This is a genomic window from Cohnella fermenti (assembly GCF_004801405.1).
Classification (GTDB): Bacteria; Bacillota; Bacilli; order Paenibacillales; family Paenibacillaceae; genus Cohnella; species Cohnella fermenti.
Window position 1 is genome coordinate 38,601 of record NZ_SSOB01000052.1, and the last position, 22,382, is coordinate 60,982.

Below are 22,382 nucleotides of genomic sequence, written 5' to 3' on the forward strand. Positions count from 1 at the left end.
GATTGGCCGGCGCAAGGTTATTCGTGTTTAGCATGTTCGTGTTTAGCATGTTCGTGTTTAGTGTGTTCGTATTGAGTTTGTTCGCGTTCGGGTTGTTCGTGTTCATGTTGTTCGTCTCCACGCGTGTTCGCTCCTTCCCGTCAAGGTTGATCGGCGCTGCGGTGAACGATCGCGCCTTGATGATTCGGCTCCCGCAGCAGCACTTCCGCGAAGTGCTCCGCCGCCTCTTCGTTCCGCCCCAGGCCAAGCAGCCCGAGCGCCTTCATATAGAGACAGTGAATCGCATTCCGCGCATTCAGGTCGTCCTCGAACACGAGGAAGTCCGGCAGCGAGACGGCGAAGTAATCGATCTTCACATCGTCGAAGCGATGCTTCTCGGCGTAGTCGATCAGCTTGTTGAAGCGGCGGCGCGCTTCCTTGACGCTGCCGAGCGCCAGCCACGCAAGCCCTTGGTAATAGATCATGTCCGGCGGCTGGTCGTTGTAGTACATCGCGCTGGCCGGCTCTTCCAAGCCTTGCGACGCCTTGACGTAGGCCGCGAGCGCGTCTTCCTTCCGTCCCAGTCGATCGTAGGCTTCCCCCAGGCAATACCAGATATTGTTCTCCTGAGCCCCTTCGAGCTTGCCTTCCCCGAGGTTCGCCGGATAGACGAGCGCCTGCCGAAGCCGCTCGATGGCCGCCGCCGCGTTCCCGCTCCGAAGCTCTCCCTTCGCCAATTCGACGAGAGCGAGCACGTACTGCCCGGTAGCCTTCCCTTCGCCGCCCTCCCACGGGTGGAAAATCCTGCTGCCAAGAAGAGCCAGCGCTTCTGCGTGCTTCCCGAGCGAATTGTGGAGCGTGACGTACTCGAGGTAGAGATCGTCGCGGCGGGCGACCGCTTCCCCGTGCGATTCGAGGAACGTCAGACGCTTCTCCGGCGGCACTCCCCGCTTCTTGTACAACTGGTCGAGCTCGTAGAGGATGCGGGCGTCGGAAGGATCAAGCCCGTAAGCCCGCTCCAGCGAACACTCGGCCTGCTCCGGCCGGCCTAGCTTGTTGTAATACGCCAGCGCGAGATTCCGGTGAACGACCGGCAGCGTATCGTCGAGCGCGAGGGACGCTTCCCAGCTCCGCGCGGCGTCTTCCGGACGCTTCTTATCGTACAGCAGGTTGCCAAGGTAATAAGGCGCGCGGGCATCGGCCGGATTCCGGAGGATGGCGTCTTCCAGCACATCGAGCTCAAACAGGCGATTCGGGAAGCAATAGTCCGGTGAAGCGCTTGCCGCTTCTTCGCGGGCGATGCGCGCTTCCTCATTGCGGCCCAGCTTGGCCAGGCAATAGCCGATCGCGTAGGGAACCATCGGATATGCCCGCGCTTGAGCAGGCGCCTCTTCCAGCAGCATCGCGGCATCCTCGTACAGCCCGGCGGCTGCGTAGTCTTCCGCCAACGCGAGATAGTTGTGCGCGTCGCCGCGCAGAAGCCGCTCGAACTCGACCTCTGCGGCTGCAGCTTCGGCACCAAGGCAGAGCGCCTCCAGCGCCAGCTTCTTCTCCCGGCTCGCGCCGAAGTCGGCGATGTCCAGCGCCAGCGTCTCCTCGCACCAGCGAACCGCTTCTTCGCAGCGGCCGAGCTTGCGGAGAACCGCCGTCTTCAAGTGGCGCGTCTTGTAGCTGCGCGAGTTGCGGACAAGCGAAGACTCCGTCAGCTCCAGAGCCTCGGCGAATTCGCCTCGGCCGGCGGCGATCTGCGCCAGCGACAGGTAGCCCGCGTCCTGCCAGGCGGCCGACCAGACGGACTTGTAGAAGGCGGCGAACGCCTCCTCCAGCCGAGCTTGCCGCTTCAGAGACACGCCGAGCTGGTAATACGCCTCGCCGTCGTACGGGTTCGGGTTGCGCCATGTCACGCGGGCGACCGCGCGGCGGAAGTGCCGCTCGCTCTCCGCGTACAATCCCCGGCGCAGCAGCAGCGTTCCATAAGCGATATTGATGCGGCTGTCGTTCTCGTCGCGCCGCAGCCCTTCAAGATAATACGCCTCCGGCTCGAACGTCGCATGGCGATACTGCTCCAGATGAAGCCCGGCGAGGTACAGCTCCTCGTTCGTCTTCAGCTCGCGCGGTTCCGGCAGCGGAGTCGCCGCGTCCGGAATCGGCTCCTCCGCGGGCCGCTTCGGCCGGTAGCCGATCAGCAGCCGCCCGGACGCATCCTTCACGGTCAGGCGAAGCTCATGCTCCCGGACGCCCGTCGGAATGTCGACCCGCTTGCGATAGGCCGCATCGGGAGCGAGCTCGACTTGCTCCTTCAAGTAGATTGCGCCGGGACCTTCCAGCTCGATCCAGGCTCCCTCCTGCCGGGAGGTTCCATAGGCATGAACCTCGGCAATCCCCGTTTCGCTATCGAACTCCAGATTCACCGCCGCTTCTGTCGAAGCGTTTTTGACCACACCGATGTCTTTATAGGGCATGAAGTATTGCGTGAACGACTTCTCCTCGTAAGGCTGGAGCCACGTGAAGTCGGGCTGGTTGTCAGTGAACACGCCGGTCATCAGTTCGATGTACGGGCCGTCCTCGTCCGTCAGATTGCGGTCCCATGCCTGCCCGAACTCCCCGTTGCCCCACGTCCACTGTTTTTTGCCCGGAGAGATATGGTGGTTCGCCACGTGCAGAAGGCCGGCCCGCTTGGCATGATCGTAGCCCCCGACGAAGTTGTAGTCCGACTTGTACGCCATGTAGGACGTCGGCACCGGGATGTTCTTGTAGCGCGAGATGTCGACGCCTTCGGAGTAATCCATCTTGTAGTACGTGCCCGTCGCGATCGGGAACCGGCTCACGTCCCGCTTCCCATGGTCGAACACCGCCGTCACATCCGGGGGAAAAACCGACTGCGTATGATCGTTCACCGCCACCGCCGGGTTCGCCCACCACAGGAACGTCTGCGGCGCGTCGGTCCGGTTGTACAACTGCGCGGTAATCTCCACATACGCCTTGCCCGGATGGAGCGTGAAGCCGGTCGTCACCTTCGTGCCGTACATCCGGTCAATCTCGGCCACCCATGCCGTCGCGCTGCCGTCCTCGTTCTCCGTCAGCTTGCACTCGACCGGCCCGTACGTGTTCGGACGATGGTGCTGCGGCCAGTTGAATTCGATGCCGCCCGACACCCACGGCCCCGCCAGGCCGACAAGCGCCGGCTTGATCACCTGATTGTAGTAGACGAAGTCGTAGTCGTTCGTCTTGTCGACCGCGCGGTAAATCCGTCCCCCAAGCTCCGGCATGATCTCGATTCGGACGTACTCGTTCTCGAGGAAAATCATCCGGTAATCCTGGAGCCTCTTCTCGTCCTCGATCTTGTCGATGACCGGGTGCGGATACACCCGGCCCGAGCTGCCCTGGTACACCCGCTTCTCCAGGAACATCGGGTTCTTGTCCGGCTTGCCCACGCCGTAGGTGGGAATCTGCACGGTCGCTTCCCATACGCGCGCTCTCTTCGTAGATTCGTTCAACATCGACACCCCCTGGTTCATCTTCGATACCCTTCAAGCTTACTCGCCGGGGGGCGGCCGAACAATTGACAATGGGCGGAATATGATGGATGATATTCGGCATTGGGACACACGGAAGCCTGGAGATAGAGAGATATTGAGACATGGAGGAGACAAGCATGAGAATCGGCATTCTGGATCAAGCCCCGATCGCCAAGGGAAGCACCGCCGAGGACGCGCTGCGCTATGCGGTCGAGACGGCCGTGCTGGCGGACGAGCTCGGCTACCACCGCATATGGATGGCCGAGCACCATAACCTCGGCACGCTGGCAAGCTGCGCTCCGGAGATTGCGGCTCCGTTCCTCGCGGCCAAGACGAAGCGCATCCGCGTCGGCACCGGCGGCGTCATGATGATGCATTACGCCCCGTATAAGCTCGCGGAGACGTTCCGCACGCTCAGCGCCCTCGCTCCGGGACGCGTCGACTTCGGCGCCGGCCGCGCGCCGGGCGGCGATTCCCGTTCCACGCGTGCGCTTGCCGAAGGGCGCCCGTACATTCCGACGGACTTGTACGACAAGTTCCATACGACGCTGCGCCTTCTCGAAGGCAACCCCGTCGACGATGGCCTGCACGACGAGCTCGTCGTCACGCCGACGAACGTCTCGCTGCCCGAAGCCTGGCTGCTCGGCTCGACCGGCAACAGCGCCGTACGCACGGGACAGCTTGGCGTCGGGTATTCGTTCGCCCAGTTCTTCAACGGGGAGATGTCGAAGGCGATCTTCGATGCGTACCGTTCCAGCTTCCGGCCGTCGGCGTTCATGGACAAGCCCGTCATCAACGTCACCTACTCCGTCTCCGTCGCCGACACCCGCGAGGAAGCGGAGTACATCGGCCTCCCCGTCGACCTCGGCCGCCTGTTCCTGATGAAGGGCCGCCTGCGGGAGCCGCTCACGCCCGAGGAAGCGCGCGACTATCCGCTCTCCGAGCTGGACCGTTCGCTCATCCGTTCGAACCGGGAACGCAAGCTGCACCTCGTCGGCACCCCCGCCGACATCGCCGCCCAGCTTCACGCCGACCGGGAGGAGTACGGCTTCGACGAAGTCATGATCGTCGCCTCCGGCATCAGCCAGGACATCCGGCTGCGTTCGCTGCGGATGCTGGCTCAGGCGCTGCTATGAGCGGCAGCGGGGATACTGACTGATTCCGCTGCTCTGCGAATGGCAGGATAGACGAAGAGAAGAATAGGCGAAGAAACGTCGAAGGCAGCTCGAGAAGTATCCCGGGCTGCCTTGACACACACTTATAGAAGTCGCTAATCGCTCTCGTTCCGTTGCACCCACTCGATCGTCTCTTCCAATCTTTTCAGCAGAACCGGATTCTCCTCGGAGGCCTTCTCTCTCAGATAAATCAGATCGACACTCTCCAACTGGCTGGCCAACAAGTAACGTGACCATTCCAAGCTGCGAGCGTCTTGCCAGAACTCTGCCGCGTTCAACCTATCCAATATTAGGTCCTCGATCCCGATGACATAACAATATCTCTCTTGAATCCGAGCCTGTCGAATAACTCCCGGGCGATATCGTCCCTCACCATAACAAGATCGACATCCACCGTCTTGTAGCTTCCCGAAGTATAGAGTTCAACGGCATTGCCCCCGACAATGACAGCCGGATCAGCGCCCAACATGTCTAGTAGGGGAGTAACGATTCCCATCAAGTGGAACTCCTTCAAGTGATCATGCTTAGAAGAGTTCGCCAACTCGCGAATTCTCTGCTTCGCGTTCCTGACTTGGGAGAGGAATTCCTCCGAAGTCCATTGATCCGCCAATCCTTATCCCTCCTATCGGAGAATCCATTCGCGATTGCTTACGATCTGGATGTTCCCTTCGGCGAGCTGCTTCCGGAATCGCCTTCGCGCGCTCTTCATCAGCATGACCATCTCCTCTTCGGAACGAAGCTTGCTAGAGGCAGAGGTTGTAACGATTCGCGACTGAATACGCTGCCGACCATCTCCTGAACGAGGTCCAATTACGTCGGCAAGATTGATTTCTCTCATCTTCGCCCTCCCCATTGTACCGAACTTCTAATTATTCCCATTATACACGTTCCAACGCAGGATTCCATAGGGAAAGAGATGCAGCCCATCTTTAAGTTCATCTTACAATACTCTCCTGCTCCAGCCTTAGACCAACATCCAACATAGTCAACGGCGTCTGCGTCTCGCCCCCGGATTTCTCCTTAAGCACCTGCGAGAAGCGATACCTCGAATCGTTGTCGGATGTGACCATGATAGCGAATGCCGAATCGTTCCGTCTGCACATGTCGTAGATGAGCAGCAATGCTTCCGCGTAGAGCTGCTTGTTCGCGCCTGTAAGGAGCTGGAACAGTCCATCCGGCAACACGTCGAAAAACTTCATTGCAGGGCTCCCTCCGAAGTCTGTATTAAACAGATTATATCATTTTCCGATATGGAGGGGTCTTGCGAACTATAACCAGCATCTTAAGGGTGAAGTGTTCTTGCGGAACAGCCTGTTTGCACGGCATTCGGACTTAAAGTCGCTCAAGGCCGCCTGCTCACGTCGCCATTCGCTCGTACAACCGCATCAGCCACTCGAGCCGCTCCTCGTCGGAGCCGAACGGCTCGGGACGATAACAGCCGTCGATCGCCAGGTCCAGCCGCTCGTGCGCCAGCCGCAGCTCTTCCGGCATCGCGCCGGGATCGTAGAGCTCGGCCAGCGTTCGGCCCGGATACGCTTCTCTCGCGGTCAGAACGAGGCGGACATGGTCGGCAATGGCTTGCTGCTGAGGCTCCATAATCGTTGGAAAAGGAAACGAGTTGTAGCAAATATCCGCAGAATAGCGGAGATCCGTCTTGATTCGTCCGCCGACCGTCCTCACCCACGCCATGTGCATCCGGGAGGCGATCACGCCGAGAGTCCATGGCTCGGGATCGTAGACGGCAAGCGCCGAATTGCCGACGATTGTCCGGCTGTCCACAAGGCCGATCGGAATGTAATCCCGCTGCTCGGAGGAATGGCACGGAACGAGCAGTGCCGGAGCTTCCCGATGGCGAACCTCGCCGAATCGATACGGCATCGCCCCCAGCCTCCTCGTCGCCTCGCGCCGGCTCGACAGCCGATGCCGCTCGACCTGGCGAATCCGTTCGCGAAGCGGAGCCAGCCTCATCGCTTCCTGCGCCGCATCCTCCCCGTCCAGCCAGATGCACCATCTCGCGCGGCCGCCAATAAAGTCGCGGGCTCCCGCGAACCGCCTCAGGAACCGCTCCGCTTCCGGATATTCCGCGACGATGTTCGCCCGCTCCTCGTCGCTGAGCAGCAGGTGGCCGCCGTCGTTCGGCATGCTTCCGAAGGCCATCGGCGGCAGCGCGGAGAGCGGCTGCTTGCGGCCTCCGGCAATCGCGATGTCTGCCGTATCGGTCAGATAAGGCGAGATGCGGCGAACCTGCCGTCTTGTCTCGCCGTCGTACAGATGCTTGGGCAAGTCCGACCGATTCCTCAGCCCGATAATGACGCAGATGACGGCCGCGTTGTCCTTGGCATCGTTCGCCCAGCGGAACGAGCGATGGGCGAAGCCGATCTCCACGCCGCCCTGCAGGAGGCTTGGCCAGAGATGATGCACCTGCGCGCCTTGGCAGATCGAATTGGTGGAGACGAACGCCAGCTTGGCATTGCCGCCCCGCCCCCGAATGTACCGGGCCCCGCGAACGAACCAGCAGGCTATGTAGTCCAGATCGTTCGCTTGTCCCGGCTTCCCCCGCCCCCGCTCCTCAATTCTGTCGGCGAACGCCTCGCGGATGTCTTCCTTCTGCTCCGAGCTTAACAACCGCGCCCCCAGAAAAGGCGGGTTGCCGATCACATATACGGCATACCCCTCATCCCTCGGGCATACGTCCTCCCACCGGAGCCGAATCGCATTGCCGCATACGATCGTCGCTCCAGGCCCCTTGCCCTCGTCCGTCCCAGTCTCCTCGTTCTCCTTTATCTCCTCGTTCTCCACTGCGGCCGCTTTTTCCAGATATCCCCGTCCTCCCTGCTGCGCACGCCCGAACTCCCGCTCGAACTCGGCATTCATCCGGCACTCGGCCACCTTCAGCGAGATGCGCGCCGTCTCGCAGGCGAAGCTGTCCAGCTCGATCCCGTACAGCTGCGCAAGACTGACCCTTGGGGATAAGGCACCCTTGCCCATCCTGTCAACCAGCCGTTGCCGCCGCTTCACAATCGCCATTTCCAACCGACGAAGCTCCTTATACCCTTGAATCAGGAAGTTGCCCGAGCCGCAAGCCGGATCGAAGAGGCGGATGCCGGCAATGCGTCCATGAAGCCTGTCCAGCCGCTCCGCGCAGTCCCGGCTGCGCTCCAGCTCCTCGTAAAGCTCGTCCATCAGCAGAGGCTTCAGCAGCTTCATTCTATTCGGAACGGACGTGTAGTGCATGCCCAGACGGCTCCGATATTCCGGCTCCGCGACCGTCTGCAGCAGCGATCCGAACAGATCGGGCTCGATCTCGCTCCGCATCAGCTCCCCGCACTCGAGCAACGCCCGGCGCGAGGCTTCCGAGAGGCGCAATGGACTCTCCTCCCCGCCCGTCGTCTCGTCCCCCGCCATGAAGCGATACAGAAGCTCCGCCAACCGTACGACAAGCCCGCGCGCTTCTTCCGCCGAACGAGCCGGACAGTCCTTCTCCAATTGCTCGTACAGCTTGGCGATTCGTTCGATTGCCCGTGCGTTGGCGCCAGTGTCAGTCATTGTCATAGGGAAGCCCCTCGATTCTATTAGCGAAAATCATCATCCATCCGTCACCTGGAGCTCATCCAACAGCTTGTGCGAACCGGTCGCCGATATAGCCGGGAGATGAGCCGCTTTCCTCATCCTCGGCGGTAATCCGACGGGGTCATGCCCGTCTCCTTCTTGAAGATGCGGTTGAAGGAACGATAATTCTCGAAGCCTACCGCTTCGGCAATCTCGAACGTCTTCTGATCGGTCGTGAGCAGCAGCAGCTTCGCCTTCTCAATACGCAGGCGGGTCAGGTACACCACGAAGCTCTCCCCGGTTGTCTTCTTGAACATGGCGCTGAAGTAAGGAACGCTGTAATTGACAGACGCCGCCAGCTCCTCGAGGCTGTACGGGCAGCTCAAGTCCTCGTGCATTCGCCGAACGAGCTCCGCAATCGACGCATCGATCGAGCGGCTGTCCCCTTGCAGCTCCCGAAGCTGCCGGAAGCAGGCGACGGTCGTATCGTGCACCGCGAAGAACGTCTGGCACTGCTCCAGGCTGCGCCGGTATTCCACCTCCAGATTGGTGGTCCGCTCGGCCTCCGCCGTGAACCGGGAGAGCTCGAGGAGCACCCGGCCGTACAGCGCCTTGATCTGCTCCGGCTGCCAGTGCTGCTCCTTCGATTGCCGGTACAGCGCAGCCCGCTCTTCCTCAAGCGGCGCATCGGTCAGCCGCGATTCCAGCAGCGCCTGCTTCAGCCGCTTGGTCCAGAGCCGACTCATCGGCTCCGGGACATCTTCGAACCGATTCCGCTTGCCCCCTTCATCGGCAGTCGAGGAACGGCCTCCGGAATAGAAGAACGGGTAGGAGCTCGTCGCGAGCCGCCGCAGAACCGGGCCCCATTCCCCGACTCCGCGGTCGAAGACCGTCTGCAGGGCGAAGGCATTCATCTTGAGGAACGTATGGAACGACTGGACCATATGCTCCAGGTTGACCGGGACGAATGGCAGCTCGGGAGCTGCGGCATACAGCCCCAGGAACCGCCCCTTATCGAGGGAAATGACCTTGTGAGCGGAATAGCCCCCGAGCAATTCCTTCAACACATTCGCTCCCGCGAACTGCCACAGCTTCAACTCGTCCAATTGATCGAGCGAGAACCGCAGCGAACCGCTGTCGAGCTCCAGCAGAATGGCGGCCGCGGAGCCGCCCCTCTCCGGGAAGCCCGCTTCCCTGAGGCTGCTCAGCCACTGCGCTTCGGCGGCGGGACTGCGCAGTTGCTCCAGGAACAGGCTGCGTTCCAGCTCCAGCTCGCCGGAACGCAGTTGCTGCTCCATCTGCTGCTGCTTCTGCCGGTCGCGATCGAGCGTAGCCATCTGTGTCGTCAGCTCTTCCATCGTGCGGGTCAGCAGCTCCGGATCGGACAGGCAATCGTCCTTGAGCAGGTACGAAGCCGCCTTCAGTTGAATGGCTTGCTTCGCATAATGGAAATCCTGATGACAGGTCAGGATGATCTTCTGAGGCTGCGCGTCTCCCATGCTCTCGATCTCCCGCAGCATGTCCAGCCCGTTCATCCCCGGCATCGTAATATCGGTCACGATAACATGCGGCTTGAGTGTCCGGTACATCTCAAGGCCGTCCCGGCCATCCTCCGCCTCGCCCACCAGCTCGAACAGGTCGGGCCGGGCTTCGATCATGCCGCGGAACACGGTGCGCGCCGGGAACTCGTCCTCGACAAGGAGCACTCTAGTTTTGTTCATGATGATCTGCCTCCTTAACATGAATCGCATCGGCGGGGAGAAGGAACCGGATGCGCAGTCCTCTCCCCGGCACGCTGTGCAATTCGAATTGCGCCGCCTTGCCGAAGTGCAGCCGCAGCCGCAACCATACGTTCAGCAAACCGATATTGTCGCCGAGCTGCTCGCGGAGCAGATGAAGCCGGAGCTTCTCAAGCTCCCCCTCCTCGATGCCGACGCCGTCGTCGGCGACAACCATCTCAATGCCGCCGTCGTCCGGAATCCGCTTCACCTTGACGCTGACGAGGCCGGATTCCCTCTTCATGGGGAGAATCCCGTGGAAGACCGAATTCTCGATCAGGGGCTGCAGGCTCAGCTTCGGAATCTCGAGGTTCTCCAACGTCGGATCGACATCGAAGAGCAGATTCAAGCGGCATTTGTACCTCGTATTGAGCAGCTCTACATAGTCGCGGGCATAATCCAGCTCCTGCTTCAGCGGGACGTTCTGATCGAAGTTCTCCATGGAATAGCGCAGCATCGAGACCAGCCGCCCCATGACCTCGTTGATCTTGCCGTAGTCCTTCAGCATGGCGAACATGCGAATCGTATTCAGCGTGTTGTACATGAAGTGCGGGTTGATCTGGGACTGAAGCGCGCGGATCTCCAGCCTTCGCTTCAGGTCCTCCGACTCCTGAAGATTGTCCAGCAGCTCCTGGATGCGCACGGCCATCGTGTTGAGCATGCGCCCGAGCTCGCCGATCTCGTTGTTCGCGAACTTCGCGTCCCGGACCTCGAAGCGCCCCTTCTTGAAGGCGGTCACCTGCCGCTTGATCGCCTGCAGCGGCTTGTAAAGCTGATAGCCGAACAGAATGACGGACAGCACCCCGACCAGAATCAATACAAGGAGGAAGTAGGTCACCGTCTTGCGGATGATGTCGGCGCTTCGGTTCAGCTCCCCGGAAGGAATCTCGGAGACGACAATCCAGCGGTCGTACGTGGACGTCATCTTGATTGAGATAATCGAGGCGTCCATCGCGAACTGGTTCGGCTGCCCCGCCTCTCTCCACCTCTGGAGAATATGCGCAATCCGGGCGGCATCCTCCTCGCCGCCCAGCCGGCTTGTCGTCGCAATCGTGTCGCCGTTCTCCGCGAGCAGGGAGATCGCTCCCTTCGAGCCGAGCTGAATGTTCTCGATCTGACGCAGGTACTCGTCGTTGCTCATCGAGATGACGAGCACTCCCTTCAGTTCCTCGTAAGGCTCGATCGGCAGGCGGCTAACGTAATAGGAGGAATTGTCCTGCATGCCCATCGCGGCCGTATCGCTTTTGTCGATGAACTGATTATTCGCGCCCGACTCCAGGAACCGTTCGACGATAAGCTTGTACGGCGAATCCTCGAGCGGGGATGGCGCTTCGTCCGAAGACAGCACCTCCCCCGTAATCGCGGAGTACACCTGCAGTCCCTCCACGTTGCCGATGACGGCGGATGCGGTTCCGAGCACCGTGATCAGGTCTTTTTTCCTCACCACGTCTTCGTAGTACTTGGCGGATGGGGCGACCAGCGCGTCCTGGATGGACGGAATCGCCGAATATTGGCCGCTCAGCTCGCGGAAGCGCGTCATCGTCAGCTCGATCCGATCGACGACCTGGTTGACGAGTTGGGCGTTCAAGCGGTTCACCTGACTCTTGACCGTCGTGCTGGACACCGAGACCGAGATGACGGAGAGCACAATTAGTGGCAGAATGGATACGGCAAGCATGACCGCAATCATCTTGGCATAGAAGCTCTTGGTCAGAAACGAGATAAACGGGGATGACATGCGGCATTCCTTCTATTCGAATGGGATCGTGTGCCTTGGTTGGCTTCCATGACGCTTCCTCGATTATAGTACATCGAACGATGCAGAAGGTACTCTTAAGCCCCTCGATGTGAAAATCGGTGACACTTTCGCTCGTATCCGTCATGTTGCCGCTCTGCGATTCCTTCTATAATCCGATCTGTAAGCCGATTCCTGGCACGACATTACGAAATGGGGGAATACCATGAAATCGCAAAAGAAACATCTCCTCGTCCTGGCCAGCCTGGCCCTGATGGGAACCACGCTTGCCGGCTGCGGCGGCAACAAGGACGAGTCCGCGAACTCATCTTCGACCGGCTCCACCTCGACGGCGGGCTCGTCCGCCTCGACAACGGCTTCGGCGCCGACCGATATCAAAGCGATGACCATCCTGTTCGGCGATCCTCCCGCAACCAGCAACAACAAAGCGCTCGAAGATATCGAGAAGCGCGCCAACGTCAAGCTCAACATCACCTTCGTGCCTTCCGAGGCTTACTCCGATAAGCTGTCCGTCGCCGTGTCGGCCGGGGATTCCTACGATCTCCTGCTGATGGACGGGGGCAAGAACGACAAGTTCCTCAACCTTGTCAAGATGGGCGCCTTCCACGACCTGACGCCTTATATCGAGAACACAACGAACCTCAAGCTCATTGACGACCTCGTATGGAACAATGTGAAGATCGAAGACAAGGTCTACGGCATTCCGCGTCCTCGCGGCCTGTACGGCGGCGGCGATGCGAGCTTCATCATCCGCAAGGACTGGCTCGACGATTACGGCCTCGAGCTGCCGACAACGCTGGACGAATTGACCAATGTCCTTCAAGTGTTCAAGGAGAAGGACCCGGCCGGCGGCGGCAAAACCGTTCCGCTGACCCTCTACGCCTCCGAAGGAGGCAGCGCTCCTGGGCCGTTCTCGGGCACGGCTCCGATCCGCTTCGCCCTGGGCATGCCGTTCGACTGGGAGGTTCAGGACGGCCAAGCGATCCGCGACGTCGAGACTCCGGAAGAGCAGACGTATCTGGACTGGCTGCGCGACGCTTGGAGCCAAGGCTTGATCGACAAGGATTCCCCGGTGCTGAAGAACCAGCAGCAATCGCGAAACAAGCTGCTCGCTGGCGTCGCTGGCGTCTTCGCCGGCAACGTCTCCGACTTGAACGAAGCCAACATCGAGCAGCTTCGGCAGACCGATCCGGACGCGGAGCTGGCCGTCATCGACCTGCTTGAAGGCCCTAACGGCGACAAGGGAGTCGGCGTGCAGAACGGCTACTACGGCCTGTGGGCCATTCCGAGCTCGGTGCCGGAAGAGAAGGTGCAGAAGATCATCGACTTCCTCGACTTCAGCGCATCGGAAGAGAATATCGCCTTCTCCAAGGCAGGCGTAACCGGCATTCACTCCAGCGAATTCAAGGACGGGGTCGCCGTACAGACCGAAGAACAGAAGGCGCAATACGACCTCGACAAGCCGAGCGCGTTCGTGCTTGAGAACCGTTCCGACCCGTATGTCTATGCCAGCTCCAAGGTTCCGGCGATTCTCGAAGTGCAGAAGAAGTCGCTTGACGTCATCAGCGAGTTCGGCATCGTGAATCCGTTCCTGACGTACAACTCCGAGACGGCGGCCAAGAACCCGGACAGCTTCTCGAAGATGAGCGCGGTCATGACGCAATACGTCCTCGGCGAAGCCGATTGGGCCGCCGTACAGAAGGAGATCGATGCCTGGGCCAACGGCGTCGGCATCAAGATCAAGCAAGAGCTGCTCGACCAATACAATGTCGATCATCCGTAAAGACAGACAAATTATCGGATAAACCGAACATTAGATAAACCGAACAAACGAGGGGGCTTCATCCCCTCGTTTGATCCGGGTAGGAGGGAACGAGATGACGGGATTGCTTCGTCTCAACCATATTAAACGGCTGTGGCCTTTTTATTTGCTGGCCGCTCCCGGAATTCTCTACTTCATCGTGTTCCATTATGTCCCCATGTGGGGGTTGCTTCTTGCCTTCAAAGACTTTAGCCCGTTCATCGGCATCTGGGATAGTCCCTGGGTCGGACTCGAGCACTTCCGCGACTTCTTCAGCACAAACGACTTCTGGCTGCTGCTCAAGAATACGCTGCTGCTGAGCTTCTACAACCTGATCGTATTCTTCCCCGTTACCATTCTGCTGGCCATCATGCTCAGCGAACTCCGATTCAGCCTATTCAAGCGAGTCTCGCAGACGATCGTCTACCTTCCCCACTTCCTCTCGTGGGTCGTTATCTACGGCATCACGATCTCGTTCTTCGGCCCATCGGGCGTCATCAATCACGTGCTCGAGGATTGGTTCGGCGGAAGCGCGAACTTCCTGATCAGCAACGACTGGTTCCGGCCGCTTGTCGTGTTCCAGGCCATCTGGAAGGACGCGGGCTGGGGAACGATCATCTTCCTCGCGGCGCTGGCCGGCATCAACCCCGAACTGTACGAAGCCGCCAAGGTCGACGGGGCGAATCGCTTCCAGAATATATGGCACATCACGCTGCCAAGCCTCAAGTCCACCATCGTCATCCTGTTGCTGCTCCGCCTCGGATCGTCGCTTGATTCGAACTTTATGCAGATTTTCCTCATGACGAACAGCCTCAACCTCGACGTCTCCAACGTCTTCGACCTGTACGTGTACCACGTCGGCCTGGAACAGTTCAACTACAGCTTCGGCATCACGGTCGGCATGTTCAAGTCCGTCGTCAGCCTGATTCTGGTCCTCGCCGCGAACTACGCCGCCCGCTGGATGGGCGAAGACGGAATCTTCTAGGAGGGACACCGGATGAAACTTAAGCGCATCTCCGCGTTCGACGGCTTGAATGTCCTGCTGCTCATTCTCTTCAGCCTGACGATCATTCTGCCGTTCCTGTACATTATTGCCGTCTCGTTCAGCCCTCCTTCCGAGTCGCTGGCGGGCAACTTCTATCTGATTCCGAAGCGCTTGACGCTGGCGGCTTACGAATACCTGCTGCAAGCGCCGACCTTCCTGCGATCGATTCGGAATTCGGTCGTCATTACGGCTCTCGGCACCTGCGTCAACCTCATCATCTCGATTACGCTTGCTTACGCCTTGTCCAAAAAGTTCGTACCGGGAAGGCGCATCATTCTGCTGTTTATTTTCTTCACGATGATCTTCCATGGCGGCCTCATTCCGAACTATCTCGTCGTCAAGAACCTCGGCCTCATTGACTCGCTCTGGGCGGTCGTGCTCCCGGCGGCAAGCAGCGCATTCAACATCATGGTCATCCGCACGTTCTTCCAGGGCTTGCCGGAGAGTCTCGACGAGGCGGCGCGAATCGACGGCGCGGGCGAATTCCGCATCCTGTTCTCGATTGTGCTCCCGCTCTCGAAGCCGATCATCGCGACCTTCGCCCTGTTCTTCATGGTGCAATACTGGAACGAGTTCTTCTCCGCGATCATCTACCTGAACGATACGACGAGATGGCCGATTCAGCCGCTTCTGCGCCAGATGGTGGCGATCGGGTCCTCTAACATCTCGTCGGAAGCTGCGCTCGATGCCTCGCTCGCCGCCCAGCTTGGCCCGAACGTGCAGAACGCCGCCATCCTGCTGGCCATGCTGCCGATTATCGCGGTGTATCCGTTCCTGCAGAAGTACTTCGCCAAGGGTGCGCTGCTGGGGTCGATCAAGGAATAAGGACCGACTAGGGAATCTGGGGAATCTGGGGAATCTGGGGAATATGGTGAATTTAGGGGATTTAAGGAACCTAGGGAATCTAACCGAACAGGAATACCGAAAGGAGTGGACCCCCATGTCTGGCTATAAGGAACTGCGGCTGGACCCGCGCTACACGAAGCCCCAGCCGACCGATGCGGCGTTCCTCGCCGGGGAGTTGAAGACGGACAAGCCGGAGCTCGCCGACGTTCGGCGGCACCTGGACGCGAAGGAAGAAGAGCAAGCGAGAAACGCCTTCCTCAAGCGGTTCGAGGACGGGTCGATCCGGCGTTATTATTACGGCGTCCATGACGTCCCCTCGCTGATGGAGACGGCGCGGAATGCATACGGAGACAGCGCGGATGCGAAGGAGACAATCCGCGAAGCGGACCTGATCGCGGCCGGCAGCATTCCGACGCTCAAGGGGCGGCTGATCAGCTTCAAGAACGGCGAATATCGTTGGAACGACTGGTTCTACGACAGCTCGCAATACCAGCTCCAGCTCGTCCGGTTCGCATACACGAAGTCGCTCTCCCGCGCCTACGCCCTGACCGGCGACGAGAAGTATGCCGAATGCTTCGACCGCATGATGAGCCACTTCATCGACGACAATCCGGCACCGCTCGGCGATGCGTTCCGCGTTCAGCACAACACATGGGAACCGCTGTCGGTCGGCGTGCGGATGTTCCAACTGCCGGAAGCGTTCATTACCTTCTTCGCCTCGCCGTCCTTCCGGCCCGAGACGAAGATGAAGCTGATCAAGTCGTTCGCCGAGCATGCCCGCTACGTCCGCAAGTACCACGCGGACCATGGCAATCATGCGTGCATGCAGCTTCGCGGCCTGATCACGATCGCGCTTCTCCTGCCCGAGCTGAAGGAGGCGGAGGAATGGCTCGCTTACGGCCTTCGGGAGCTGCCCGCCTATATCCGGCAGAACGTCTACCCCGACGGGGCCCAGTTCGAGGGCAGTCCGAACTACCATATCGTTGTTATGCGGGACCTCTATGAGCTGGTCACGCTGCTCAGAGCCGTCGGTATGGACGAGAAGGAATATACGCCGGTCCTGGAGCGGATGTACGAGCTGCTTCATCATCTCATGGCACCCGACATCAGCCTTCCGAAGTTCGGGGATACCGGCGATTCCTCCGAGAGCGACCTCAGAGATATCATGAGCCTCGGCGCGTATCTGTTCGAGCGGCCCGACTACAAGCATGCCGGGAAGCCGAGCCTCCCGTACTCCCTGCTCTGGAGACTGGGACCCGGGGCCATCGAGCGGTACGAACGGATTCCTTCCGCGCCTTCGGAGAGAACGGCGGCGTGCTTCCCGGTCGGCGGCTATCTGATCAGCCGCGAGAGCTGGGAACGGGACGCGATGTACCTGGCGATGCGGGCCGGGATCGGCATCGCGGGCCACGCCCATTCCGATGCGCTCAGCGTGATCGTGTACACCGGCGGCAAGGAGCTGATCGCGGATTCGGGTATCGGGCTGTTCGAATGGAACAAGGAGCGCAAGCACATCGTCTCCACCCGCGCCCACAACACAGTCGTCGTCGACGGGCAGGACCAGCATGTCCGCAGCATGCACTGGTCGACGCCGCCAAGCGCCTCCTGCAAGATCTGGGACTTTCGCCCCAGCGATCGCTTCGATTACCAGTTCGCCAGCCATTTCGGCTATACGCGCTACGAAGACCCCGTCATCCATTCGCGCAAAACACTCTTCATCAAAAACCGCTGCTGCGTGATCGTCGATCTGTTCGAAGCGAAGGAGCGGCACCGCTACGAGCAACTGTTCCACCTCCCCCGCGGGGAAGCGATCTACGTTCCCGAAGCGCGGCAGATCCGCACGAACGCCCGCGACGCCAACGTGCTTATCGCATACGCGGAGACGGCGCAGCAGCCGAACGATGCGCCAATCTCCCCCGACCTGTTGGCCGACGAACTCGGCTTAACGACCGGTCTTCTCTTCGAGAAGGGAGACTACCATCGCTCCCCCGTCGCGACCCGAACATTGGTCTCCGCCGGGCGGACGGAGCTCGCCGCCGTCATCCTGCCTTATCGCGGGGCGGAGGCTCCCCGAATCGCCGTCCGCAGACTTCCCGTCATGCGGAACGGCTGCGAGCTGGCACCGCACGAAGCGACCGGCCTGCTGATCGAAGGCGAGGGCTGGCGGGATGCCGTCTGCCTGTACCATGACCATATCGCGGTCGATGCCTATCTCGATCACACGGGCAACCCGGTCGAAGCCTCGCTCCTTCCCGCTCCCGCCGGGATCGACGCGTTCGAGTTCGCGGGCGGGACTCATACGGATGACGTCATCGTCAAATCTTACGAACACGGCTGAGCGCCGGGTCGATCGTCCATCATCGATACCTGAGAAAGAAGCAAGCCTGGGGGGGGCGTACCCGGGCTTGCTTCTCTTCTCTCATAATGCCATATAGACGGCGCCTCCGGCCGCCTCCCGTTCGCGGTAACGTTGCACGCAGCGGCATCGGCTTATTTTCAAATCGACAGGCTCTACCGCTTCTTCTTTGCTTTTTTCTTCTTGGACGCTGGAAGCCTTTCCGCACCTCCACCAAGCTTCCAGTCGCTCGGAACATCTCGAACGTGTTGCCTGCGAATACCTTATTCTCATAGAAAGCCGCCTCTGCATGAAGCACTTCCAGCCTGCCGCCCGCCAGCCTATCGATCATCAAGTGTTCGACCTTCGAACATCCCGCCTTGTCCAACGCCAGATAGACGGAATCGTCCGTCCGATCCAGGAAGAAGTCGATCAGCCCCGCGAAATCCGTCGCCCTTTGCTTGCGCTAGTGAAGCATGACACATCAAGTTCTTCCGATTGAAGGCCAGCCAGGCGCAGCTCCCCATAGATGCGACCTGCATTCCGGCAGCCTCTCGGCACCGTGTGAATGCTATTCGCAACATAGCCGATGATCCCCATAGGGGGAATCTCCGCTGCAATCGCTTCTTCGTCATGCGGATTGTCCGGTTCCTTCCGGAAGTGGATGGGCTGGCCCGGCTTATGCAGACTCGCCCCGTAATAATGATTCATCCCCGTAATCGCAACGAATGCAATAAATTCCATTCCGTTCACCTCAATCATAATGTCGATCTGACACCATTCTAAAGGGAAACCCGGACAACCATCTGTCAGCGAATATTTGTTCGCCCAAACAAAAAAGCCCGCTTCATCAAGAAGCGAGGCTGTGCGGGTAACAGGAATAATTTATGTAAGTGACCTGTGCAGGGGAGACTATTGCCGGCTAAACTTCTCAAGCTCGGACTCTACACGGAACACTCTTTTATTTAGAGCGGAAATCTCGAACCCATGGTCCAGAAAATGGTTGTTCGACTTCTCTAAGAGTGCAATAATATCGAGAGGTTGTCCATCTTCCAAACGAACAACGGCCTGGTAAATTTGATCGACCTGAACCGCCATCTGCTTCTGATTCTGATCGATACGATCGACTCGTTCATCGATGCGATCAACCTTAAGCGTCAGTTGTTGCTGTTGCTCATCGATGTGGTTGACTCGTTCATCGATGCGGTCAACCTTAAGCGTCAGTTGTTGCTGTTGCTCATCGATGTGGTTGACCCGTTCATCGATGCGATTGACTCGTTCATCGATACGATCAACCTTAAGCGTCAGTTGTTGCTGTTGCTCATCGATACGATCGACTCGTTCATCGATACGGTTGACCCGTTCATCGATGCGATCAACCTTGTGCGCCATCTGTTGCTGTTGTTGATCAATACGGTCGATCTGATTTGCCATTTGACCAAATTGGCTTTTGAGTGATTGAAACTCATCCACCAATTGCTTCAGCAGTTGCTCCAAATCAAATCCCACCTTTCTTCTATTAATTATATCATGAATTGGAATCGAGTCATACCGATTTCGTTCGACAAAGGAGGTACGTTCATGCACCTATTCACCGCACTCCCTATTCCACTATTTGCTGCTGAAGCGCTGCACGTGTGGAGCGATCGCAATCGCGAATCCTTGCCTTTCCGCAAGCGGACGCATCCGCTCGACTACCATCTGACGCTTCAATTCCTCGGCGCTGTGCCGGACGAGCGGGTTCCAGAACTGCTTCGCGCTCTAGGCGGTGTCCGGTTCTCCCCATTCCGGATCATGCTAAGCGGAACTGGAACGTTCGGTCAGCCGGTAGCCCCTCGGGTGCTGTACAGCACCGTTGATGGCGACTTGGACGGACTGCGCTCGCTGCACACATCCATCCTTCAAGCGACTGCACCGCTTGGCTACTTGCCCGAGGATCGTCCATTTGCCCCGCACATCACCATCGCCCGCCGATTCGACGCAGGCGCGGGAGCCTCCTGGGATGCCCGCCTACTGGGGACTATGCCCGCCGGAGCCGCGTGGATCGCAGACCGATTCGCGCTCATGCGCACGCACCTGAACGCTTCGCCCATGTATGAGACCGTTCGCGAGTTCCCGGCGATTCCTGAAGCGAGGGGATAAGGCACCGCCCGGTCGTGTTGGTGCCCCCTGACTCGCGGGGATAAGACACTGTTCGCACGCAACCGAACCAATTCAAAGCAGAGGAGTTCTGGGAAAAAAATGCCGCTCTTGTTCTCGATATCGATATTCGTTCTTGCGGGGCTTGCGGAGATTGGCGGGGGCTACCTCGTCTGGCTCTGGCTCCGGGAGGGCAAACCGATCGGCTACGGCTTGATCGGCGGCCTCATCCTTGTCGCTTACGGAATCATTCCGACGTTCCAGAACTTTCCTTCCTTCGGCCGGGTGTACGCGGCATATGGCGGCGTGTTTATCCTGCTCGCCGTGCTGTGGGGCTGGCTCGTCGACAAGCGGACACCAGACCTGTACGACTGGATCGGCTCCGCCGTCTGCCTGGCCGGAGTAGCGATCATGCTCTGGGCTCCGCGCGGCTAAACCGCTAAAAAAGCAAAAGGGGGCCTCGGACATGGATCAAGGAGCCCCTTCCGCTATATTTATTTCTTGACCGCAATCGCCTTCGCCTGCGTGAACAGCAGGAGGTAGTCATGTCCGCCTGCCTTCGAGTCCGTTCCCGACAGGTTGAAGCCGCCGAATGGATGCGCGCCGACCAGCGCACCTGTGCACTTGCGGTTTACGTACAGATTGCCGCAATGCATCGTCTCCAGCGCTTCTTCGATTCGCCCCTCGTCGCTCGAGAAAAACGAGCCGGTGAGGCCAAACTCCGTATCGTTGTACAGCGCGATCGCCTCGCGCCAGTCCTTGGCCTTGCCGATAGCGAGCACCGGGCCGAAAATCTCCTCTTGCATAAGCCGGGCCTTGCCGTCCACGTCTGCGAACACTGTCGGCTGGATGTAGTAGCCGTCGCAACTGTCCGCTTCCGTCCGGCTCCCCTCGGCCCGGCCGACCTCCGCCGGGCCGCCTCCCGCGAGCAGCCGTCCTTCTTCCTTGCCGAGCTCGATATAAGCCAGAATTCGGCGGTAGGAAGCTTCGTCGATGACCGGCCCAATCGCGCAATTGCGCTCCGGCAAGCCGACCGCGAGCCGCTTGGTCAGCGCGACAACCTTCGCCGCGATCTCGTCGTACACCGGCTCGACCACGATGGCGCGGGACCCGGCGGAGCACTTCTGTCCCTGGAAGCCGAACGCCGAGGCGACAATCGCCTGTGCCGCCGCGTCCAGGTCGGCCGTCTCGTCGACGACAATGCCGTCCTTGCCGCCCATCTCGGCGACGAGCCGCTTGATCCAGATCTGCCTCGGCGCCGCCTCGGCCGCCAGACGGCTAATGTGCAGGCCGACCTCCTTCGAGCCGGTGAAGCTGACGAAGCGCGTCTTCGGATGGCTCGTCAAGTAATCGCCGATCTCGGCCCCGCTCCCCGGAACGTAGTTGATGACGCCCGGAGGCAGACCGGCCTCCTCCATCAGCTCTGCGAACTTGTGCGCGATGACCGGTGTCGCAGACGCCGGCTTGAGCAGCACCGCGTTGCCGGAGACAACCGCCGCACTCGTCATGCCGGCGCAGATCGCGAGCGGGAAGTTCCACGGCGGGATGACGACGCCAACCCCGAGCGGGATGTACCGCAGCTCGCCCGTCTCGCCAGGCGCCTGCGTCAGCGGCATCGTCTCGTTGATTCGGCTCAAGCGAATCATCTCGCGGGCGTAGAACTCGAGGAAGTCGATCGCCTCCGCCGTGTCGGCGTCCGCTTCGGCGTAGTTCTTGCCCGACTCGAGCAGCATCGCGGCGGAGAAGTCGTGCTTCCGCTCGCGCAGCAGCGCAGCAGCGCGGAACAGCACCGCCGCCCGCTCCCTTGCGGGCACCCGCTTCCACGTCTCGAAGCCCGCAAGCGCGGCCTGCATCGCCCTCTCCGCCAGCTCGCGGTCCGCCTTGCTCACACGGCCGACAACCTCGCCGAGACGGCCCGGGTTGACCGAGACAATCTTCTCCGCCGTGTAAATCCGCTCCGCCCCGATGCGCAGCGGATACTCCGCGCCAAGCGACGCCTTCGCCCTCGCGATCGCCGCTTCCATTGCCACCCGATTCTCCTCCAGCGAGAAGTCGGTGAACGGCTCGTTGACGAACGGGCCACTAACTGGGTCCGGTGAACTTCCCATGCTCCGCAGCTCCCTTCGCAGAACAGTCTTGTCACCATATATATGCCCAGCCCGCCGCGCTCGTTCATTCGACTTCGCTATCGTTTGAATACTGCTAAACAACCTGCATCGCCGACCAACGGCCCCCAGCGATCATTTTTGGACTAAACCGCTGTCGCGGTGGTAAGAGCTCAAACGCTCAGCGTAAACGAAACATTCCATTTGTGATGGGACATGCGATGTGTTCAGAAAGGACATCTCTTAAACTAGATAGCAGCCCACTGCGAATCCAGTTGAAGGAGATGTCCCTATGTCCCATCATGAACAAATTGTATCCAAACTGCAAGAAGATCTTCTGCTCCGAGGGTTTGCGC

General features: G+C 59.8%; 17 protein-coding genes. 7 read left to right on the forward strand and 10 right to left on the reverse strand.

Annotated elements, in window-relative coordinates:
* Nucleotides 1-140 precede the first annotated feature (140 nt).
* Entirely contained in the window at nucleotides 141-3,479 is a 3,339-nt protein-coding gene (locus E6C55_RS28465; RefSeq protein WP_136373228.1) for a tetratricopeptide repeat protein, read from the reverse strand.
* A 155-nt stretch (nucleotides 3,480-3,634) separates the two neighbouring features.
* Here E6C55_RS28465 and E6C55_RS28470 point away from each other — a divergent pair, with 155 nt between their 5' ends.
* Nucleotides 3,635-4,633 carry an LLM class flavin-dependent oxidoreductase gene (locus E6C55_RS28470; RefSeq protein ID WP_136373229.1) on the forward strand — a complete coding sequence of 333 codons (999 nt, stop codon included), beginning with the start codon at nucleotides 3,635-3,637 and terminating at the stop codon, nucleotides 4,631-4,633.
* 134 nt (nucleotides 4,634-4,767) lie between these two features.
* Here the strand turns inward: E6C55_RS28470 and E6C55_RS28475 are convergent, their stop codons facing one another.
* The 6 genes from E6C55_RS28475 to E6C55_RS28500 form a co-directional block, all read right to left on the reverse strand.
* Nucleotides 4,768-4,959 carry a hypothetical protein gene (locus E6C55_RS28475; RefSeq protein ID WP_136373230.1) on the reverse strand — a complete coding sequence of 64 codons (192 nt, stop codon included), beginning with the start codon at nucleotides 4,957-4,959 and terminating at the stop codon, nucleotides 4,768-4,770.
* Nucleotides 4,960-4,961: 2 nt separating this feature from the next.
* Complete coding sequence (locus E6C55_RS28480) at nucleotides 4,962-5,282, reverse strand: hypothetical protein (protein WP_136373231.1); 321 nt, start codon at nucleotides 5,280-5,282, stop codon at nucleotides 4,962-4,964.
* 325 nt (nucleotides 5,283-5,607) lie between these two features.
* Nucleotides 5,608-5,871, reverse strand: a complete 264-nt coding sequence (locus E6C55_RS28485; RefSeq protein ID WP_136373232.1) for a hypothetical protein — start codon at nucleotides 5,869-5,871, stop codon at nucleotides 5,608-5,610.
* A 157-nt stretch (nucleotides 5,872-6,028) separates the two neighbouring features.
* The gene (locus tag E6C55_RS28490) at nucleotides 6,029-8,224 is read right to left on the reverse strand and encodes a class I SAM-dependent DNA methyltransferase (RefSeq protein WP_136373233.1); all 2,196 of its coding nucleotides are present in this window, start codon (nucleotides 8,222-8,224) and stop codon (nucleotides 6,029-6,031) included.
* Nucleotides 8,225-8,337: 113 nt separating this feature from the next.
* Nucleotides 8,338-9,942 carry a response regulator transcription factor gene (locus E6C55_RS28495; RefSeq protein WP_168735928.1) on the reverse strand — a complete coding sequence of 535 codons (1,605 nt, stop codon included), beginning with the start codon at nucleotides 9,940-9,942 and terminating at the stop codon, nucleotides 8,338-8,340.
* Nucleotides 9,929-11,737, reverse strand: coding sequence for a sensor histidine kinase (locus E6C55_RS28500; protein ID WP_136373235.1), 1,809 nt, complete (start codon nucleotides 11,735-11,737; stop codon nucleotides 9,929-9,931). The genes E6C55_RS28495 and E6C55_RS28500 overlap by 14 nt, the downstream gene beginning before the upstream one ends.
* A 223-nt stretch (nucleotides 11,738-11,960) precedes the next feature.
* On the opposite strand from E6C55_RS28500, the gene E6C55_RS28505 reads away from it, so the two are divergent.
* The 4 genes from E6C55_RS28505 (at nucleotide 11,961) to E6C55_RS28520 (ending at nucleotide 17,785) form a co-directional block, all read left to right on the forward strand.
* Nucleotides 11,961-13,538: an extracellular solute-binding protein gene (locus E6C55_RS28505; RefSeq protein ID WP_136373236.1), complete on the forward strand. Its 1,578-nt coding sequence runs from the start codon at nucleotides 11,961-11,963 to the stop codon at nucleotides 13,536-13,538.
* Between the two features lie 94 nt (nucleotides 13,539-13,632).
* Nucleotides 13,633-14,541: an ABC transporter permease gene (locus tag E6C55_RS28510; RefSeq protein WP_136373237.1), complete on the forward strand. Its 909-nt coding sequence runs from the start codon at nucleotides 13,633-13,635 to the stop codon at nucleotides 14,539-14,541.
* A gap of 12 nt (nucleotides 14,542-14,553) precedes the next feature.
* The gene (locus E6C55_RS28515) at nucleotides 14,554-15,426 is read left to right on the forward strand and encodes a carbohydrate ABC transporter permease (protein ID WP_136373238.1); all 873 of its coding nucleotides are present in this window, start codon (nucleotides 14,554-14,556) and stop codon (nucleotides 15,424-15,426) included.
* Between the two features lie 115 nt (nucleotides 15,427-15,541).
* Nucleotides 15,542-17,785: an alginate lyase family protein gene (locus E6C55_RS28520; protein ID WP_168735929.1), complete on the forward strand. Its 2,244-nt coding sequence runs from the start codon at nucleotides 15,542-15,544 to the stop codon at nucleotides 17,783-17,785.
* Nucleotides 17,786-18,214: 429 nt separating this feature from the next.
* Here the strand turns inward: E6C55_RS28520 and E6C55_RS28525 are convergent, their stop codons facing one another.
* Both E6C55_RS28525 and E6C55_RS28530 read right to left on the reverse strand, forming a co-directional pair.
* A complete protein-coding gene (locus E6C55_RS28525) occupies nucleotides 18,215-18,526 on the reverse strand; it encodes an HIRAN domain-containing protein (protein ID WP_136373240.1) in 312 nt (103 codons plus the stop codon).
* Nucleotides 18,527-18,694: 168 nt separating this feature from the next.
* Nucleotides 18,695-19,279 (reverse strand): hypothetical protein, encoded by a 585-nt coding sequence (locus E6C55_RS28530; RefSeq protein ID WP_136373241.1) that lies wholly within the window; start codon nucleotides 19,277-19,279, stop codon nucleotides 18,695-18,697.
* A gap of 84 nt (nucleotides 19,280-19,363) precedes the next feature.
* Here E6C55_RS28530 and thpR point away from each other — a divergent pair, with 84 nt between their 5' ends.
* Both thpR and E6C55_RS28540 read left to right on the forward strand, forming a co-directional pair.
* Complete coding sequence (gene thpR / locus E6C55_RS28535) at nucleotides 19,364-19,924, forward strand: RNA 2',3'-cyclic phosphodiesterase (RefSeq protein WP_168735930.1); 561 nt, start codon at nucleotides 19,364-19,366, stop codon at nucleotides 19,922-19,924.
* Between the two features lie 99 nt (nucleotides 19,925-20,023).
* Nucleotides 20,024-20,356 carry a YnfA family protein gene (locus tag E6C55_RS28540; RefSeq protein ID WP_136373243.1) on the forward strand — a complete coding sequence of 111 codons (333 nt, stop codon included), beginning with the start codon at nucleotides 20,024-20,026 and terminating at the stop codon, nucleotides 20,354-20,356.
* Nucleotides 20,357-20,415: 59 nt separating this feature from the next.
* Here the strand turns inward: E6C55_RS28540 and pruA are convergent, their stop codons facing one another.
* Nucleotides 20,416-22,029 carry an L-glutamate gamma-semialdehyde dehydrogenase gene (gene pruA, locus E6C55_RS28545; RefSeq protein WP_136373244.1) on the reverse strand — a complete coding sequence of 538 codons (1,614 nt, stop codon included), beginning with the start codon at nucleotides 22,027-22,029 and terminating at the stop codon, nucleotides 20,416-20,418.
* Between the last annotated feature and the right edge of the window lie 353 nt (nucleotides 22,030-22,382).